Annotated in this window: 16 protein-coding genes; 9 read left to right on the forward strand and 7 right to left on the reverse strand. The window is 67.1% G+C overall.

What is annotated here, in order from left to right:
* Positions 1-3: 3 nt before the first annotated feature.
* Together SKP52_RS20380 and hemC are read right to left on the reverse strand one after the other, a co-directional pair.
* Positions 4-693 carry a uroporphyrinogen-III synthase gene (locus SKP52_RS20380; RefSeq protein WP_039578112.1) on the reverse strand — a complete coding sequence of 230 codons (690 nt, stop codon included), beginning with the start codon at positions 691-693 and terminating at the stop codon, positions 4-6.
* The gene (gene hemC / locus SKP52_RS20385; protein WP_039578115.1) at positions 690-1,637 is read right to left on the reverse strand and encodes a hydroxymethylbilane synthase; all 948 of its coding nucleotides are present in this window, start codon (positions 1,635-1,637) and stop codon (positions 690-692) included. Before hemC ends, SKP52_RS20380 begins: the two co-directional genes overlap by 4 nt.
* Before the next feature lie 64 nt (positions 1,638-1,701).
* Here hemC and tsaD point away from each other — a divergent pair, with 64 nt between their 5' ends.
* The 3 genes from tsaD (at position 1,702) to SKP52_RS20400 (ending at position 5,343) form a co-directional block, all read left to right on the forward strand.
* Positions 1,702-2,736: a tRNA (adenosine(37)-N6)-threonylcarbamoyltransferase complex transferase subunit TsaD gene (gene tsaD / locus SKP52_RS20390; RefSeq protein ID WP_039578119.1), complete on the forward strand. Its 1,035-nt coding sequence runs from the start codon at positions 1,702-1,704 to the stop codon at positions 2,734-2,736.
* Positions 2,733-3,725 (forward strand): NAD(P)H-dependent glycerol-3-phosphate dehydrogenase, encoded by a 993-nt coding sequence (locus SKP52_RS20395; protein ID WP_039578122.1) that lies wholly within the window; start codon positions 2,733-2,735, stop codon positions 3,723-3,725. The genes tsaD and SKP52_RS20395 overlap by 4 nt, the downstream gene beginning before the upstream one ends.
* A 76-nt stretch (positions 3,726-3,801) precedes the next feature.
* Positions 3,802-5,343, forward strand: coding sequence for a lipopolysaccharide biosynthesis protein (locus SKP52_RS20400; protein WP_039578127.1), 1,542 nt, complete (start codon positions 3,802-3,804; stop codon positions 5,341-5,343).
* A 3-nt stretch (positions 5,344-5,346) separates the two neighbouring features.
* On the opposite strand, the gene SKP52_RS20405 is transcribed toward SKP52_RS20400, so the two are convergent.
* A complete protein-coding gene (locus SKP52_RS20405; RefSeq protein WP_039578130.1) occupies positions 5,347-5,604 on the reverse strand; it encodes a hypothetical protein in 258 nt (85 codons plus the stop codon).
* Between the two features lie 52 nt (positions 5,605-5,656).
* Positions 5,657-6,655, reverse strand: coding sequence for an adenosine kinase (locus SKP52_RS20410; RefSeq protein ID WP_039578133.1), 999 nt, complete (start codon positions 6,653-6,655; stop codon positions 5,657-5,659).
* A 110-nt stretch (positions 6,656-6,765) separates the two neighbouring features.
* On the opposite strand from SKP52_RS20410, the gene SKP52_RS20415 reads away from it, so the two are divergent.
* On the forward strand, positions 6,766-7,449 hold the full coding sequence (locus SKP52_RS20415) for an EI24 domain-containing protein (protein WP_039578138.1): 684 nt from the start codon (positions 6,766-6,768) through the stop codon (positions 7,447-7,449).
* Positions 7,446-7,823, forward strand: a complete 378-nt coding sequence (locus SKP52_RS20420; protein ID WP_039578142.1) for a hypothetical protein — start codon at positions 7,446-7,448, stop codon at positions 7,821-7,823. Before SKP52_RS20415 ends, SKP52_RS20420 begins: the two co-directional genes overlap by 4 nt.
* 43 nt (positions 7,824-7,866) lie before the next feature.
* On the opposite strand, the gene queG is transcribed toward SKP52_RS20420, so the two are convergent.
* Entirely contained in the window at positions 7,867-8,931 is a 1,065-nt protein-coding gene (gene queG, locus SKP52_RS20425) for a tRNA epoxyqueuosine(34) reductase QueG (RefSeq protein ID WP_039578145.1), read from the reverse strand.
* Between the two features lie 49 nt (positions 8,932-8,980).
* Here queG and SKP52_RS20430 point away from each other — a divergent pair, with 49 nt between their 5' ends.
* The 4 genes from SKP52_RS20430 (at position 8,981) to msrB (ending at position 13,107) form a co-directional block, all read left to right on the forward strand.
* Positions 8,981-9,955 carry an ABC transporter ATP-binding protein gene (locus SKP52_RS20430; protein WP_039578147.1) on the forward strand — a complete coding sequence of 325 codons (975 nt, stop codon included), beginning with the start codon at positions 8,981-8,983 and terminating at the stop codon, positions 9,953-9,955.
* Positions 9,952-11,205, forward strand: coding sequence for an ABC transporter permease (locus SKP52_RS20435; RefSeq protein WP_039578150.1), 1,254 nt, complete (start codon positions 9,952-9,954; stop codon positions 11,203-11,205). Before SKP52_RS20430 ends, SKP52_RS20435 begins: the two co-directional genes overlap by 4 nt.
* A 101-nt stretch (positions 11,206-11,306) precedes the next feature.
* Positions 11,307-12,578, forward strand: a complete 1,272-nt coding sequence (locus tag SKP52_RS20440; RefSeq protein ID WP_039578152.1) for a cytochrome P450 — start codon at positions 11,307-11,309, stop codon at positions 12,576-12,578.
* A 43-nt stretch (positions 12,579-12,621) separates the two neighbouring features.
* Positions 12,622-13,107: a peptide-methionine (R)-S-oxide reductase MsrB gene (msrB, locus tag SKP52_RS20445; RefSeq protein ID WP_148309198.1), complete on the forward strand. Its 486-nt coding sequence runs from the start codon at positions 12,622-12,624 to the stop codon at positions 13,105-13,107.
* A 6-nt stretch (positions 13,108-13,113) separates the two neighbouring features.
* Here the strand turns inward: msrB and SKP52_RS20450 are convergent, their stop codons facing one another.
* Positions 13,114-14,982, reverse strand: a complete 1,869-nt coding sequence (locus SKP52_RS20450) for a hypothetical protein (RefSeq protein WP_052208638.1) — start codon at positions 14,980-14,982, stop codon at positions 13,114-13,116.
* Positions 14,979-15,410, reverse strand: coding sequence for a GtrA family protein (locus SKP52_RS20455; RefSeq protein WP_052208640.1), 432 nt, complete (start codon positions 15,408-15,410; stop codon positions 14,979-14,981). Before SKP52_RS20455 ends, SKP52_RS20450 begins: the two co-directional genes overlap by 4 nt.
* Between the last annotated feature and the right edge of the window lie 22 nt (positions 15,411-15,432).

Raw genomic sequence — 15,432 nt, forward strand, 5'->3', positions numbered from 1 at the left:
ACCCTATTTTGCACCCTTGTGCCACAAAGCACCGGCCTCTGCCAACATTGCCGCGTCGCTCGGCTGTCCCGCGATGGCGAGATCGCGCCATCCCTCGCCCCCTGCGGCAGCGACCGCAGAACTGATCGCAACGAGGGTCAAATGGCTGCGTGCGCCGCCGACCAGATCCGAAATGCGCTGCGCACCCCGTGCAGAATGCGCGAGCAAGATCGCGGGCGCAGCGATCAGCGTGGACCATTCCGTCGGCGGCGCTACCGGAGCGACCGCATAGCATGGCAGCGCGGTGATTGCCGCGCCGCGCGCGTCGAATTCCGACCGGTCTCGGCCGCAAAGCCATAATATCGTTCGGATATCATGTGACGCCATGTCATCAAGAAGCCGCTGAGCATCGGCCGATCCGGTCATGACAACCGTCAGTCGCGCGGCCTCGGCGGCGCGCGCGGTCGCGGCGCCGACGGCATAGACGGGCAGCGATGACAGCTTGGCAAGATCCGCGCCCGCGAGCGTCGCGGCGAAGGCGCTGGTCAGCAGCATCGCGTCGAAATTTTCGGCGTCGGGCACTGCCCATTCGAGCGCGCGCGCCGCAAAAAGCGGCATCGCGCGTGCATCAAGCCCCAGTTTTTTTGCTCGCTCGACCGTCGCCGCATTGCCCGGTTCGGGCCGTGTGACGATCAGCGGCAAGTCATCGGTCATGCCGCGAACAGGCTCCGGACGCTCTCGGGCGCCTCGCCGAGCAGGCGATGCGCCAGCGACGCCGCCGCGTCCGAATCGGTAACAAGAACGTGCCCGGCAGCATGTTCCGCGCCATTGTCGGAGAAAATCTCGGCATCGAGGCGCAGCGTGCCATCGTCCCGCCAATAAGCGTGCGCCGCGACGGGTGAGCGGCAATCGCCGCCGAGAGCCGCGAGGAAGGCGCGCTCTGCCGCGACGGCGCGATGCGTCGGGGGGTGGTCGATCGCCGCGAGCAAGGTCAGCGTGACCGCATCGTCGGTACGGCATTCGATACCGATCGCGCCCTGCGACGCCGCCGGAAGCAACAGGCTCGCTTCCTGCACGACGCCCACATCGTGCATCCCCAGCCGGTCCAGCCCCGCCGCCGCGAGCAGGGTCGCATCGGCGTCACCGCCGGCAATCTTTGCGAGCCGCGTCGCGACATTGCCGCGCAGCAGCACGGTTTCGAGGTCGGGGCGAATCCGCTTCACCTGCGCCGCGCGGCGCGGGCTGCTCGTCCCCAGCCGCGCGCCTTGCGGCAGGTCGGCGATCGTCGCGGCCGCAATCCCCTCGCGAACCACCAGCCGGTCGCGTGGATCGGCGCGTTCGAGCATCGCACCGAGGAAAAAACGCGCGTCGCGGATCGTTTCGACGTCCTTCAGTGAATGAACCGCGATATCGATCGTCCCCGCGTCAAGCGCCGCGTCGAGTTCGCGCGTCCACAGCGCTTTGCCGCCAACCTCGGCGAGCGCGCGATCCTGGATCCGGTCGCCGGTCGCGGTCATCGGCACGATTTCGAGCGCCGTCATATCGATGCCATGGCTGGCAATCAGCGCCGCAGCCGCCATATGCGCCTGAGCCATCGCGAGTGGCGAAGCCCGCGTACCGATACGAAACGGGTTTTCGGGGGTCGGAAGTTCAATCATCGGACCTGCTGCTAGCGCGGCTTGCCCTGCCGATAAAGGGGCGGGTAAAGGAACGCGCAATAATATGACCCTGATCCTCGGCCTTGAATCGAGCTGCGACGAAACCGCAGCAGCGCTTGTCGACAGCGAGCGGCGCATTTTGGCGCACCGCGTCGCCGGACAGGAAGCCGAGCACAGCCCCTATGGCGGCGTGGTTCCCGAAATCGCGGCGCGCGCGCATGTCGACCGGCTCGCGCCGATCGTCGAAGGCGTGCTCGCCGATGTCGGCGTGTCGCTTGCCGACGTCGATGCGATCGCCGCGACCGCGGGTCCCGGCCTGATCGGCGGCGTGATGGTCGGGCTCGTCACCGGCAAGGCGCTCGCGCATGCGGCGAACAAGCCGCTGATCGCGGTCAATCATCTCGAAGGCCATGCGCTGTCGCCGCGCCTCGCTGACCCCGACCTGGAATTTCCTTATCTGTTGCTGCTCGTCTCGGGCGGCCATTGCCAGTTGCTGCTCGTCAGGGGCGTCGGCGACTACCGCCGCCTTGCCACCACGATCGACGACGCCGCGGGCGAAGCGTTCGACAAGACCGCGAAGCTGCTCGGGCTTGGCTATCCCGGCGGCCCCGCAGTCGAACGCATCGCAAAGGACGGCAATCCGCTTGCGGTGCCGCTGCCGCGTCCGCTCGTCGGCAGCGCCGAACCGCATTTCTCCTTCGCCGGGCTCAAAAGCGCGGTCGCGCGCGCCGCCGCAAGCGGACAGCACAGCATCCCCGACCTCGCGGCCTCGTTCCAGCAGGCGGTCGTCGACTGCCTCGTCGACCGAAGCAACATCGCGCTCGCCGCCTGCCCCGATGCCACGGCCTTCGTCGTCGCGGGCGGGGTCGCCGCCAATGGCGCGATCCGCTCCGCGCTGACCGCGCTCGCCGCGCGCTTCGGCAAACTCTTCGTCGCCCCTCCGCTTTGGCTCTGCACCGACAATGGCGCGATGATCGCCTGGGCGGGCGCCGAACGCTTTGCGGCGGGCCTGACCGACGATCTCGGCGTCGCAGCGCGCCCGCGCTGGCCGCTCGATCCCGACGCCGAAGCGGTGCGTGGGGCGGGAGTGAAAGCATGACGCCATATGCCAAATTCGGCGTGATCGGCGGCGGCGCCTGGGGCACCGCACTCGCGCAGCTTGTCGCCGCCGACGGCGCCCCCGTTCGTCTGTGGGCGCGCGAGGAGGATGTCGTCGCGGCGGTCAATGCCGATCATCGCAATCCGGTCTTCCTGCCCGGCGCCGCGCTGTCGCCATCGCTGACTGCCACCGCCAACCTCGCCGACATGGCCGACCTCGACGCCCTGCTGGTCGTCGTGCCTGTGCCGTTCCTGCGCGCCGTGCTCGCCGAACTCCCGGCGGGCGACGCGCCGCTGATCTTCTGCAGCAAGGGCATGGAGGCGGGGAGTTTCGCCTTTCCAATCGACATGGCGCGCGACCTCGCGCCGTCGCGCCCGCACGCGGTCCTTTCAGGCCCGACCTTTGCGCACGAGGTCGCCGCGGGCCTTCCGACCGCGATAACCCTCGCCGCCGCCGATACCGACCTCGCCGCCGGGATCGCTCGCGCGCTCGCGCGGCCGCATTTCCGCCCTTATGTCTCGACGGACGTCGTCGGCGCCGAGATCGGCGGCGCGGTCAAGAATATCCTCGCGATCGCGTGCGGCATCGTTGACGGCGCCGGGCTTGGGCTCAACGCCCGCGCGGCGTTGATCAGCCGCGGCTTTGCCGAAATGACTCGGTTCGGTCTCTCACGCGGGGCGCAGGCCGAAACGCTCGCGGGGCTTGCCGGGCTCGGCGACCTCGTCCTCACCTGCACCTCATCGAACTCGCGCAATTTTACACTCGGCCAAGGCCTCGGTCGCGGCGAGCCGGCCGAAGCGCTGATGGCTGACCGCCGCACCGTTGCCGAAGGCGCGTTCAGCGCGCCGGTCGTCGCCGCCGCCGCGCGTGCCGACGGCATCGACATGCCGATCACCGATACCGTGGCGCGACTCGTCGCCGGCGAAACGCGCGTCGCCGAAGCCATTCAGGCCTTGCTCAGCCGACCACTGCGATCCGAAGGGCGATGAAATGTTTCGATCGATTGCCTGCACTCCCCCGCCGCGCTAGACTGCGCTCCGGGGAGCAGCAGAAGGGGCGCGAGGCTTGAGCCAAACCGACAGCGCAGCCGCGCCCTCCTCGACCCCCGCGTCCCCCGCCGTGCCTTCGGGGGATGCGGACACCGCCGCGCTTGCCAAGGGCGGCCGCACCAATTTCTTCGGCTTCATCCTCCGTCTCGTCGCCCGCCTGCCCTTCCTCTATGTGGCGGGCCGCTGGTACGGGCCCGAAGCGGTCGGGCGTTTCGCCTTTGCCGTGCTGGTTATCGAACTCGTCGCGCAGCTCGCGACGCTGGGCCTGAAACGCGGCCTCGCCGAACAATTGAGCGCACCCGGCGCCGATCATCGCACCGTCGTCTGGGACGGCATGTTCGTCGCCTTGCTCGCCTCTGCGACCGGCTCGGCGCTGCTCTTCCTCTTTCCGCAGCTCATGTATCCCGCCGGCGGGGTCGACAGCACCGACCGCTGGATGGCGCTGCTCGTCTTCGCGATCGCGGGCACCGATATCGCGCTCGCCGCCTGCGCGTATAAATTCGACATCGGCGCGACCGTCCGCGCTCGCGCGGTCGTCGAACCATGGGTGATCAGCATCGCCGCCGCGGGATTCTGGTTTGTCTCGGTACGCGACGGCCTGATGCTCTCCTATGCCGCCGCGATGGTCGGCGCCTTCCTCACCGCGCTAGTCCCGATGCTGCGCCATTATGGCGGGCCGCACGGCTGGCAACCGCATCCCGCGCATCTGATCGCAGTTGCGCGGCGCAACGCGCCGCTCGCCGCCGCCGACGCGATCGAATGGGGCACGCGCCGCCTCGACCTCTTCATCCTCGGCCAGTTCACCTCGCCGACGATCTACGGCATCTATTATATGGCGCAGCAGGTCGCGTCGCTGCCGCAGAAGCTCAAGACCAGCTTCGAGCCGATCCTCGGCCCCGTGATCACGCGCAACCTCGCCGATAACCGGCTTGCCGCCGTGGCCGCGCAAGTGAGCCAGGTTGGTTTCTGGATCATCGCCGCACAGGCCGGCGTCGCGCTCGCGCTCGGGATCCCCGGTGAGGCGGTGATGGGCCTCGTCGGCCCCGAATTCGTCAGCGGCACCGCTGCGCTTGCCTTCTTGCTCGCCGCCGAGGTCGTAGCCGCCACCGCGGTCGTCAGCGAGGCCGCGCTCGTCTATGTCGCGCGCCACCGCAATTTGCTGATCAGCATCGCGACCCTCGCGTTGCAGGCGGGGCTCAGCGTCGCGCTGATCCTGATCGCCAAATCGATGGGCCTGCCGCCGATCACTTACGCGGGCGCGGTCGCGCTCGCGCTGATGCTCGCGCTCGGCTTCGCCTCGCTGGTCAAGGCGCGCCTGCTCGCGCGCATCTTGGGTGCACCGGTGAACAGCCTGCGCTGGGCGCTCGTCTGGGCAACCGCGGGCGCGACGGTGCTCGGCTATGGCGCGACGCAACTTCCCGAATGGGCCGAGCTCTTGATCGGCGTCCCCTTCATCCTCGGCGTCTATGCCTGGCTGATCTGGACGCGCGGCTTCGGACCCGCCGACCGGGCACTGTTCAAGAAACACCCCGAGACGGGCGAACCCGCGAGCGCCTGAACTTTATTCGACCGCCTTCTGCGCCGCGTCGCCGACGTCCTGTGCGGCATCGCCGACCTTTTGCGCCGCCTCGGTGATCGCGCCGGTTTCGGTCTTTTCGTTGGCGAGGAACTGGAACGCGACAAAGCCCGCGACCGCGATCAGCACGAGCAGGATCAGGCCAAAGCCCAACCCACCGCCGCGCCGCGGTTCGCGGTCGATGATCGTCGTCGTGTGTGTCGTCCCGTCGGGCGCGCGCGTTTCGTGAATCTCGTCGGCCATAAAGCCTCCTATTGCTGATGGCGCATAGGACGCTTCGGACCAGGGAAGGTTCCTATGCGAGGCGTGCCGCAACGATGGCCTTGAGGTCGGTCTGCGCACGCGGGCCGACCTGCGCGATGATTTCGCGCGCGCAAATGGCGCCCATCGTCAGGCAACCCTTGATCGGGCGGCCTTCGGCGAGACCCGACAGAAATCCGGCCGCGAACAGGTCGCCCGCGCCGGTCGTGTCGACCACCGTTTCGATCGGTTCGGCGCCGACTTCGGTGCGCTCGCCGCCCTGAAGCGCGATCGCACCGTGCGAGCCGCGCGTGACGATCAGCAGCGGCACCTGCGGCGCGATCTTCGCGACCGCCGCTTCGAAATCCTCGGTTTCGGCAAGCGCGCAAATTTCGACCTCGTTCGCGAACAGGATATCGAACAGCCCCTCGGCGATCAGCCTGCGGAAATCCTCGCCGTGGCGGTCGATGATAAAGGCGTCCGAGAGCGTGAAGGCGACCTTGCGCCCCGCCGCACGCGACACGTCGATCGCGCGCCGCATCGCTGCGCGCGACAGCTCCGGATCCCACAGATAGCCTTCGAGATAGAGGATTTCGCTGTCTGCGATCCACGCCTCGTCGATCATGCGCTGATCGAGCAAGTGGCTTGCGCCGAGGAAGGTGTTCATCGTGCGCTGGCCGTCGGGGGTGACGAGGATCAGGCAGCGCGCGGTCGGCGCGCCTTCGCTGAGCGCCGGGGTTTCATAGGCAACGCCGAGCGCGCGCAGGTCGTGCGTGAAGACATGGCCGAGCTGGTCGTCGGCGACCTGGCCGATGAAGGCGCAGCGTTCGCCGAGCGCGGCCATGCCCGCGAGCGTGTTGGCGGCCGACCCGCCCGACACTTCGACCGCGGGCCCCATTGCCGCATAGAGGCGTTCGGCTTCCTCGGCGTCGATCAGCCGCATCGATCCCTTGGTCAGACCTTCGGCAGTGATCAGCGCATCGTCGGCGCGGGCAAGAACGTCGACGATGGCGTTGCCGATGGCGACAACGTCGAAACGGGCGGTGGAGGCCATGAAATATCCTGTGATGTGTGGAAAAAGCTGCCGGGCGCCTTAGGCGGCGGCGCGCGCCAAGGCAAGCATAACGCTTGACCCGCGCCCGCCCGCCCACCATCCCTTCGCCCATGGCCCGCGCCGTTCACGCTTTCCTCCTCGCACTCAGGGACTTGCCCAACCCGCGCGTGCTGCGCGTGCTGGCGCAGAGCCTCGCGCTCACGCTCCTGCTGCTCGCCGTCTCGGGTGCCGCGCTCTTCTTCGCGGCGCGCTGGGCGCTCGCGCACTGGCAATGGCTGGGCGTGGCCGAACGCGACATGGCGGGGGTGCTGATCGTCCTCGCGATCGTCGCCGGCAGCTGGCTGCTGTTTCGCGCCGTCGCGATTGTCGTCGTCGGGCTGTTCGCCGACGGCATCGTCGCCGATGTCGAAGGACGCCATTATCCCGCCGCGGCGGCACAGGCGGTCGATGTCGGCTGGCGCCAGAATATCCGCCTCGCGCTCGCGTCGCTGGTGCGGCTGATCGGCGGCAACCTGCTGGCGCTGCCGATTTATCTCGTGCTGCTCGTCACCGGGATCGGCACCCCGATCTTCGCGCTGATCGTCAATGCGCTGCTGCTCGGCCGCGATCTCGAGGCGATGGTTCTCGCCCGCCATCCGGACCGGCCGCGGCTCGACCGGCCGGCGCGCTGGTCGATGGGGCTGCTGTCTGCCGCAAGCTTCGTGGTGCCCATCGCCAATCTGTTGGCGCCGATATTGAGCGCGGCTATGGCCGTCCACATGCTGCATCTGCGCAATGGGGACCAGAAAAGATGATCGAAAACCGCCGTCTGGCCGCGATTGCGGGCCTTGCTTTGACGCTCGGCGCGTGCGCGGGCCCCGCGATCCCGCGGCCATCGACACCCCCGCCAGCCCTGCCGCAACCAGCGACGGTCGTAAGGCCCGTTCAGAACAACGCGCTGATCGGCAACAGCGCCGATGCAATCGGCCGCATGTTCGGCAAGCCGCGTCTCGACGTCACCGAGGGCGCCGGGCGCAAGTTGCAATTTGCCGGATCGAACTGCACCCTCGACGTCTATTTCTACGCCCCGCGCGCAGGCGCCAACCCCGTTGCAACGCATGTCGACGCACGCACGCCCGACGGCCGCAACGCCGAAGTGAACAGCTGCGCCCAGTCACTCCAGCGCTAAAAGGATCCTCCCTGTCGGGCAGCGATGGGGAGGATTAGCGGCGTCATGACGCCAGTTCGGCGAGCGCCCATCGCGCGGCGTCGGCCACCATCGGCAATTCATCTTCGGCCAGCTGCGTTAGCACGGGCACGAAGCGCGCATCGCCGCTGTTTCCGGCTGCAATCGCCGCATTGCGCACCATGCGTCCGCGCCCGATGCGCTTGATCGGCGACCCTGCGAAGACCTGCCGGAAACCGGCATCGTCGAGCGCGAGCAGGTCCGAAATAGAGGGGGCAACGAGTTCGGCGCGCGGCAGGAAGGCGCGATGGGCGTGCGCGGTATCGGCGAATTTGTTCCACGGACAAACGGCAAGGCAATCGTCGCAGCCATACACGCGATTGCCGATCCCGCGCCTGAGATCGACCGGGATCGGCCCGTCATGCTCGATCGTGAGGTACGAAATGCAGCGCCGCGCATCGAGCCGGTACGGCGCGGGAAATGCCTGCGTCGGGCACGCATCCTGGCACGCCGAACAGCTGCCGCAGGTGTCGCGCCCGGGCTTGCTCGGCGCGAGATCGAGCGTCGTGTAGATCGCACCGAGGAACAGCCAGCTGCCGTGATCGCGGCTGACGAGATTGGTGTGCTTTCCCTGCCAGCCGAGCCCCGCCGCCGCCGACAGCGGCTTTTCCATCACCGGCGCGGTGTCGACGAACACCTTGACCTCGGCGTCCTTCACCTCGGCAACGAGCCAGCGCGCGACCGCCTTCAGCGCCTTTTTGACGACGTCATGATAATCGCCGCCCTGCGCATAGACCGAAATGCGCCCGCGTTCGGGATGCTCGGCCAAGGCGAGCGGATCGTGCGCGGGGGCATAGCTCATGCCGAGCGCGATCACCGATTTGACCTCGGGCCACAGCCCCTTGGGCGATCCGCGCTGCGCGGCGCGGCTTTCCATCCAGATCATGTCGCCGTGGCGCCCTTCGGCGAGCCACTGGTTCAGCCGCGCCGCGGTTTGCGGCGCGGCGTCGGCCTGCGCGATCCCGAACGCCGCGAACCCATGCGCGCGCGCGACGGCTTCGAGGCGGTCTTCGAGCGAAGGGGTTTCAAGAGGCAAGGCTTCGGCAACCATTGGCGCTCTATACGCGAGCGGCCTCGCCGTGCCATAGCTAGCATGGCGGATGATTGGGGACCCGGGTTTGAACGATTTCAGCGTCGAGGCGAATGGCCTCACCAAATATTTCGGCGATTACAAGGCGGTCGATCATGTCAGCCTCGCGGTGCCGACGGGCAGCATCTATGGCGTGCTCGGCCCCAATGGTGCGGGCAAGACGACCAGCCTGCGCATGACGCTGGGCATCATCGACCCCGATGAGGGGACAAGCCGCCTGTTCGGCGGGCAGCGACCGCAGGCGGTGCGCAATCGCATCGGTTATCTTCCCGAGGAGCGCGGGCTTTATCCGGGGATGAAGGCGCGCGAGGCGATCGCCTTCATGGGCGCGCTGCGCGGGCTCGACTGGTCCGAAGGGCGCCGCCGCGCGGCCGGATTCATGACCGAACTTGGGCTCGAACGGGTGATCGACACCAAGATCCGCAAAATGTCCAAAGGTATGGCGCAGATGGTCCAGCTGATCGGCTCGATCGTCCACGCCCCCGACCTCATCGTTCTCGACGAACCCTTCTCGGGGCTCGACCCGGTCAACCAGGAGCGGCTCGAAATGCTCGTCCGGCGCGAGCAGAGCCGCGGCGCGACGATTCTCTTTTCGACGCATGTCATGGCGCATGCCGAACGCCTCTGCGACCGGATCGCGATCATCGCGCGCTCGGCGCGCCGCTTCGAGGGCACCGTCGACGACGCGCGCGCGCTGCTGCCGATGCAGGTGCGCTACACGCCGCGGACCGCGGGCGATCCCGCCACGGTGGCCGCCAACCTGCCCGCCGGCGCGGAACTGCGCGGCGACGCCTGGCATTTCGCGATCGAGGACGCCGACGTCGAACCGTTGCTCGCACGCATCACCGCGAGCGGTCATGGCGTCACCGGCCTGTCGATCAGCCGCCCGGCGCTCCACGATGCGTTCGTGCATATCGTCCGCCAGGTCGATGCGGGGTTCGACGCCGACGCCACCGAAGATGCGGTCGAGGAGGCCAGCGCATGACCCCGTTTATTCGCAGCATGTTCGTTGTAGCGCGGCGCGACTTTCTCGCGATCGTCGCGACCCCGACCTTCCTTCTCTTTTTGCTCGCCCCGCTGTTCATGGTCGGCATGGGCCTCGCCGGCGGCATGGGCGCATCGCAGCTTGCCGATAGCGCGCGCGGCGCCGGGCGGATCGTTGTCGTCGCCGAAGCCGCCGACGTCGAAGCGTTGCAGGCGGCTGACCGCCGCCTTCGCGACGCCTTTACGCGCCGCGAGGCCCCACCCCCGCTCGAATATCGGATCGCCGGACCAGACGCACCCGACCCGCTCGCCATCACGCGCGAAAAGGGTACCGACACCTATGCGGTGATGAGCGGCGAACTCGAACGTCCGCGCATCGTCGAGCGCAATGCCGAGGGCAGCTCGGGCCGCTACCTTGCCCTGCTCGCAAACCAGGTGCTGCGCGACCGCGCCGCTGGCGACGTCGCGCCCGTGAAGCCCCGCTTCGAAAGTATCCAGCGCGGCGGCGCCAGCATCGCGGTGCAACAGTCGATGGGTTTTGGCGCGGTGTTCATCATCTTCCTCCTGACCCTGCTCCTGGCGGGGCAGACGGTGAGTTCGCTCGCCGAGGAAAAGGGTAACAAGGTGATCGAAATCCTGGCCGCCGCCGTCCCGCTCGAAAGCGTCTTCCTTGGCAAGTTGCTCGGATTCCTCGGCGTTGCGATGCTTTTCATCGCCTTCTGGATCACGATGGCGATGGGAGGCGGATTGATCGCCGCGATGCTTTCGGACCCGGCGACGCTCTCCGCCGCGGACGGAGCGGGCAAGGCGGTCGCCGCCCTGGCGTCGACCCCCGCGACGGGATGGCCCTTCTTCCTCGGCATCGGCTTCGTCTATTTCATCCTCTCGTTCCTGCTTCTCGGCGCCGTCTTCCTCGGCGTCGGCGCGCAGGCGGGCACGGTTCGCGAAATCCAGATGCTCAGCCTGCCGATCACGATCTTCCAGGTCGGCATGTTCAGCCTGTCGACCGCCGCCGCGAGCGCGCCGGGCAGCGGCCTTGCGAGCTTCGCGCAGATATTCCCCTTCTCTTCGCCGCTCGCAATGGCGGCGCGCGCCGCGACCGACGATGCCAAGGCGGTTCATCTGCTCGCGCTCGGCTGGCAGGCAATCTGGGTCGCGCTCGTCATCTTCCTGTCGGTGCGGCTGTTCCGCGCGGGGGTGCTCAGCGGCGGCGGCAACTGGAAATTCTGGCGGCTGGAAAAGAAAGCGTAAGGCGCGCTGCGACGTCCCTCCGCTTCTATTGACAAAGTTGTGAATAGTGGCATTCTGCAACCTAATCGGCCGCGTCAGACGGCCGTTCAGAGGAGCAGCCCATGGCCACCCAGATTCGCACCGCGCCCGAAAGCACCGACCCGCTCGACCCCAATCCCCTCGATGTCAGCCGCGCCGAGCTCTGGAGCGAAGACCGCTGGCAGGAACCGATGCGCCAGCTGCGCGCCAAGGCACCCATTTATCGCTGCGAAGATTCGAAATTCGGCCCCTATTGGTCGGTGACGACGTATAAGCCGATCCAGCATATCGAGGCGCTGCCCAAAATTTTCTCCTCGTCGTGGGAGTATGGCGGAATCACCGTCGCCGGTGACGGCATCGAACATCTGAAAGAGGGCGAAATGCCGATGCCGATGTTCATTGCGATGGACCCGCCCCAGCACACCGCCCAACGCCGCACTGTCGCCCCCGCATTCGGTCCATCCGAAATCGAACGCATGCGCGCCGACACACAGGCCCGCACCGCGGCGTTGATCGACACGCTACCGATCGGCGAAACCTTCGACTGGGTCGAACGGCTGTCGATCGAACTCACCACCGACATGCTCGCGATCCTGTTCGATTTTCCGTGGGAAGAGCGCCACCGGCTCACCGGCTGGTCCGACGCGCTCGGCGACATCGAAAGCTTCGACACGCTCGAAAAGCGTCAGATGCGACTCGCCAAGGCGTTCGAGATGGGCGCCGCCTTCAAGCAATTGTGGGATGCAAAGGCGCAAAACCCCGGCGAGCACGACCTGATTTCAATCATGCTCCAGTCCGACGCGATGAAGCATATGAGCGAGAATGAGTTCATGGGGAACCTCATCCTGCTTATCGTCGGCGGCAATGACACGACGCGCAATTCGATGTCGGCCTATGCCTATGGCCTCCACAAATTCCCCGAGGAACGCGCGAAACTCGAGACAAATCACGATCCCGAACTCGCCGTCAACGCGATGCACGAAATCCTGCGCTGGCAGACCCCGCTTGCACATATGCGCCGCACCGCGACCGAGGACATCGAGCTGTTCGGGCACGAGATCAAGGCGCGCGACAAGATCGCCTTGTGGTACGCCTCGGCGAACCGGGACGAGAGCGTGTTTCCCGATGGCGACCGCATTATCGTCGACCGCGAAAATGCGCGGCGCCACCTCGCCTTCGGCTATGGCATCCATCGCTGCGTCGGCGCCCGCGTTGCCGAACTGCAGCTCACGACCCTCATCTCCGAAATGCAACGCCGCCGCCTTCGCGTGAACGTCCTCGCCGAACCCGAGCGCGTGCACGCAAGTTTTGTCCACGGCTATCGTCACATGCCGGTACAATTGGAGAAATATTGACGCGCCGCTGTAACCCTTTGGCATAGGCGCACGTATCGAGGATATGATCGAACGTCGTTACATCCTTGGCGGACTTGCCCTCGGCGGCGCCATCATCGGCGCGCCGATGCTCTTCGCCAAATCATCGCGTCCGAAGGCGCAGCCCGGCTGGCAATTGTCCGACGCCGAATGGAAAAAACGCCTTTCGCCACTGCAATATCGCGTGCTTCGCGAAGCCGCGACCGAACGCCCCTTCACCAGCCCGCTCGACAAGGAAAAGCGCGCCGGCATTTTCGACTGCGCGGGCTGCGCACTGCCGCTCTATTCAAGCCGAACCAAGTTCGACAGCGGCACCGGCTGGCCCAGCTTCTGGGCCCCGCTGAAAGGCGGAATCGGCACGTCAACCGACCATGATCTGGGCTATGCGCGTACCGAAGTGCATTGCAAACGCTGCGGCGGTCATCTGGGCCATGTCTTCGACGACGGGCCCAAGCCGACGGGCAAGCGTTACTGCATGAACGGCGCGGCGCTGCGCTTCCGTCCGGCCTGACGCTTCCTACTCGGGCTTCACCCGCCACACCGACAGCCCGGCGCGCGATGCGATCGGCACCGCTTCGAGCCACGCCGGCGGTGTTCCGGCGTAAAGCTCTGCCGCAAGTCCATCGTTCCGTGCTCGGCGATATTTGGAAAAATCATTGGCGGTGCTGCAAATGACGATCAGCGTCGCCTTCTGCTTGCGAACCAGCGCCTCGGCCTGACTGGGATCGCCAACAAAGACGCGGATCGTATCGGCCATCGCCTCCTTGTTGCGGTGATGCGGGGTCGCAACCAGGCTGTGGCGCGTCCAGAAAAGAACCGGCGCCCCCAGGTCGATCGGCGTGAGGATCGTCGTCGTCGGCAATTTGCCGAGCCCGACGATAGCAGCCTGGTCGAGGCAATTCGCCGCATAGGGATTGGCGGCCTCCGCCGCCACGGTCCTTTCCGCCTCGTCTTTCAGCGAAGGGACGGCGACCTCGAGTGCCCCCACGACCGCCATGCTGCCGAGCAGCGGCAGGGTCAGCGCGGCCAGCACCGATGCGAGGATGCGCGGCACGGTCGACGCGATCGTCCGCGCCCGCGCCCAGGCGCGGAGGCCCAGCCAGGCGCAGCCGGGCAATGCGAAAAGATGCGCGGTCGACGCGCTTCGCAGGACGAATAGCGACAAGGCAGCCGCCCCGATCAAGGCGACGATGATCGTAGCCCAGTTCCGGCGGTCTTCGGCCGTGGCGCAGCCCCGCCACGCGAAAAACGCCCCCGCCAGACCGACGAGCGACGGCAGAATTACGTGGATCGCATCTTGGGGTTTCGACACCCACAAGGGCTGGCCTTCGAGGACGTGGCGGTACCAATATTTCACGACGATCGGGTCGAGCGTGGCAAAGGGGCCGTTCGCGCATCGCGGTTCGGTCCACACCAGCGCCCCCGCCGCCGACGCGCCCGCCAGCCCGAGCAGCAGAAAACGGACCCACGGCTGACCCGGGTTAGCCCGCGCCGCCGCGAAAACGACAGCACCGGCGGCGGCGAACGCCGCCATATAGGGCACCGAAAGCGAATCGCACCAATTGCCGAGCAGGCCCGCGGGGCCGCGCGTCGCAAACTGGAGCAGCAAGGCGCCTCCGGCGAGCGCGCCCATGTAACCGCAGAGCCGCGCGCGGTCTTCGGCCCGGCCGTAGAGCGCCCAGCGCAGCGCGGCGAGCCCCGCAAACAGCGCGACGATCGGCAAGCCTTCGATCGATATCGCGAGCAATGCCGCGGCGAAAAATCCGCCGAGCAGGCCCGCCCACCAGCTTGCAGGGCGAAGCGCCTGCGCCATGATCAGCATCGCGAAAAATATCTGCCAGCCGTGATGATCGACCCGAAGCGGGCGGAACTGCACCAATATATAACCCGACATGATCAGGAAGAGCGGCACGACATAGGCGATCCGCCGGTCCGATAGACCGCGGTAGCCAACAACGCAGGCGACGCTGAGCGCCGCGCCGAGCATCGGCGGCCACAGCGCCATCACGATCCGTTCGGCCATGACCTGCCCGAACAACGGCTTCAGCAACAAAATGCCCGCAGCCAGCGGCGCGTCGACGATCCGCGACCAGTGCATCAGCACCCCGCCACCCGCCGGGTTGACGCGATATTGCGACAGGTCCCACCAGCTTTGTCCGGCGAGAAGGTCGCGCACCTGCGCCATGCGCATCGCGTCGTCGGTATCCGACAGGTCGAGCACACCAATCGCGTGCCATTTGGAGATGATGGCGACGAAGCTCATCGCGCCCCAGATGATCAGCGCGATCCGTACCGGGGTGAACCACAGACTCAGCACGATGCCGTCCGCCGAGGAGGCGCGAACCGGCGCCTCTGCCCCCGCAGGCGGCGCGGAGGCGTCGCTCATGCCGCCGCAGCCCGGAAGACGATATGGCGGCGCAGCAAATAGGTGGTCTGGAAGCTGACGACGATCGCCGCGAGCTTGGCCAGTCGCGGATCAAGCCCGAGCGCGCTGCCGCCGCCGACGATCGCCGTGGTGACCGCCAGCCCGACGAGCGCCGATCCAACGAAGAGCAGTTTCTGGCGATGGCGTTCACCCGTGCCGCGTGCTGCGGCGCCGTCGGCAAAGACAAGCCGGCTCGACACCATCCAGTGCACCAGAATCCCGGCGCAATAGCCGGTTGCAGAGGCCATGACCGGCGACATGCCGGCGTCGAGCAGCAGCAGAAACAGCCCTGCATCGCTGCCGAGCGCGAGCCCGCTCGCGAGCAGATAGTTCAGCCAGCGAATCTCGCCGCGTCGCACCGAGCCGATCAATTTTTTGACTGGAAGCATGGCGCCGATCCCCCCGGCCAAC

The sequence above is a fragment of the Sphingopyxis fribergensis genome (assembly GCF_000803645.1).
GTDB lineage: Bacteria > Pseudomonadota > Alphaproteobacteria > Sphingomonadales > Sphingomonadaceae > Sphingopyxis > Sphingopyxis fribergensis.